Genomic DNA, 3,002 nt, shown 5'->3' with positions numbered 1-3,002 from the left:
GCGATGCGTTCGAGTCTCTCAAATGCTTGCAATTCGCAGCGTTGTAAAACGCCTGTGGGTTGTGAGGTTAAGCGACTAAGCGTACACGGTGGATGCCCAGGCAGTCAGAGGCGATGAAGGACGTGCTAATCTGCGTAAAGCGACGGTAAGGTGATATGAACCGCTACAGCCGTCGATGTCCGAATGGGGAAACCCGGTGCACTCTGTGCATCATTGCAGCATGAATACATAGTGCTGCAAGGCGAACCGGGGGAACTGAAACATCTAAGTACCCCGAGGAAAAGAAATCAACCGAGATTCCCCCAGTAGCGGCGAGCGAACGGGGAGCAGCCCAGAGCCTGAATCAGTTTGTGTGTTAGTGGAAGCGTCTGGAAAGTCGCAGGGTACAGGGTGATACTCCCGTACACAAAAGCACACATGCTGTGAGCTCGATGAGTAAGGCGGGACACGTGGTATCCTGTCTGAATATGGGGGGACCATCCTCCAAGGCTAAATACTCCTGACTGACCGATAGTGAACCAGTACCGTGAGGGAAAGGCGAAAAGAACCCCGGCGAGGGGAGTGAAACAGAACCTGAAACCGTGTACGTACAAGCAGTGGGAGCCTTGATTTATCAGGGTGACTGCGTACCTTTTGTATAATGGGTCAGCGACTTATATTCTGTAGCAAGGTTAACCGTATAGGGGAGCCGCAGGGAAACCGAGTCTTAACTGGGCGTTAAGTTGCAGGGTATAGACCCGAAACCCGGTGATCTAGCCATGGGCAGGTTGAAGGTTGGGTAACACTAACTGGAGGACCGAACCGACTAATGTTGAAAAATTAGCGGATGACCTGTGGCTGGGGGTGAAAGGCCAATCAAACCGGGAGATAGCTGGTTCTCCCCGAAAGCTATTTAGGTAGCGCCTCGTGAACTCATCTTCGGGGGTAGAGCACTGTTTCGGCTAGGGGGCCATCCCGGCTTACCAACCCGATGCAAACTGCGAATACCGAAGAATGTTATCACGGGAGACACACGGCGGGTGCTAACGTCCGTCGTGAAGAGGGAAACAACCCAGACCGCCAGCTAAGGTCCCAAAGTCATGGTTAAGTGGGAAACGATGTGGGAAGGCACAGACAGCCAGGATGTTGGCTTAGAAGCAGCCATCATTTAAAGAAAGCGTAATAGCTCACTGGTCGAGTCGGCCTGCGCGGAAGATGTAACGGGGCTAAACCATGCACCGAAGCTGCGGCAGCGACACTATGTGTTGTTGGGTAGGGGAGCGTTCTGTAAGCCGTCGAAGGTGTGCTGTGAGGCATGCTGGAGGTATCAGAAGTGCGAATGCTGACATAAGTAACGATAAAGCGGGTGAAAAGCCCGCTCGCCGGAAGACCAAGGGTTCCTGTTCAACGTTAATCGGAGCAGGGTGAGTCGACCCCTAAGGCGAGGCCGAAAGGCGTAGTCGATGGGAAACAGGTTAATATTCCTGTACTCGGTGTTACTGCGAAGGGGGGACGGAGAAGGCTATATCGGCCGGGCGACGGTTGTCCCGGTTTAAGCGTGTAGGCGGAGTGTCCAGGTAAATCCGGACGCTTGTTAACGCTGAGGCGTGACGACGAGGCACTACGGTGCTGAAGTGATAAATGCCCAGCTTCCAGGAAAAGCCTCTAAGCATCAGGTAACACAGAATCGTACCCCAAACCGACACAGGTGGTCAGGTAGAGAATACCAAGGCGCTTGAGAGAACTCGGGTGAAGGAACTAGGCAAAATGGTGCCGTAACTTCGGGAGAAGGCACGCTGGCGCGTAGGTGGAGGGACTTGCTCCCCGAGCCGAAGCCAGTCGAAGATACCAGCTGGCTGCAACTGTTTATTAAAAACACAGCACTGTGCAAACACGAAAGTGGACGTATACGGTGTGACGCCTGCCCGGTGCCGGAAGGTTAATTGATGGGGTTATCCGCAAGGAGAAGCTCTTGATCGAAGCCCCGGTAAACGGCGGCCGTAACTATAACGGTCCTAAGGTAGCGAAATTCCTTGTCGGGTAAGTTCCGACCTGCACGAATGGCGTAATGATGGCCAGGCTGTCTCCACCCGAGACTCAGTGAAATTGAACTCGCTGTGAAGATGCAGTGTACCCGCGGCAAGACGGAAAGACCCCGTGAACCTTTACTACAGCTTGACACTGAACATTGAGCCTTGATGTGTAGGATAGGTGGGAGGCTTTGAAGCGCGGACGCCAGTCTGCGTGGAGCCAACCTTGAAATACCACCCTTTAATGTTTGATGTTCTAACGTAGGCCCGTGATCCGGGCTGCGGACAGTGTCTGGTGGGTAGTTTGACTGGGGCGGTCTCCTCCTAAAGAGTAACGGAGGAGCACGAAGGTCAGCTAATCACGGTCGGACATCGTGAGGTTAGTGCAATGGCATAAGCTGGCTTGACTGCGAGAGTGACGGCTCGAGCAGGTGCGAAAGCAGGTCATAGTGATCCGGTGGTTCTGAATGGAAGGGCCATCGCTCAACGGATAAAAGGTACTCCGGGGATAACAGGCTGATACCGCCCAAGAGTTCATATCGACGGCGGTGTTTGGCACCTCGATGTCGGCTCATCACATCCTGGGGCTGAAGTAGGTCCCAAGGGTACGGCTGTTCGCCGTTTAAAGTGGTACGCGAGCTGGGTTTAGAACGTCGTGAGACAGTTCGGTCCCTATCTGCCGTGGGCGCTGGAGAATTGAGGGGGGTTGCTCCTAGTACGAGAGGACCGGAGTGAACGCACCACTGGTGTTCGGGTTGTCATGCCAATGGCATTGCCCGGTAGCTAAGTGCGGAAAAGATAAGTGCTGAAAGCATCTAAGCACGAAACTTGCCCCGAGATGAGTTCTCCCTGACTCCTTGAGAGTCCTGAAGGGACGTTGAAGACTACGACGTTGATAGGCCGGGTGTGTAAGCGCAGCGATGCGTTGAGCTAACCGGTACTAATGACCCGTGAGGCTTAACCTTACAACGCCAGAGGCGTTTTTGAGAGACA

1 rRNA gene is annotated in these 3,002 nt (G+C 53.8%); it reads left to right on the top strand.

What is annotated here, in order from left to right:
* Nucleotides 1–65: 65 nt before the first annotated feature.
* A 23S ribosomal RNA gene (locus GVJ63_RS21785) occupies nucleotides 66–2,974 on the top strand.
* Nucleotides 2,975–3,002: the final 28 nt, after the last annotated feature.

This window comes from Pantoea sp. 18059, assembly GCF_902706165.1.
Classification (GTDB): Bacteria; Pseudomonadota; Gammaproteobacteria; order Enterobacterales; family Enterobacteriaceae; genus Pantoea; species Pantoea agglomerans.
Note: the sequence above shows the minus strand (reverse complement) of the source record. Positions and strands in the feature narration are given on the sequence as shown.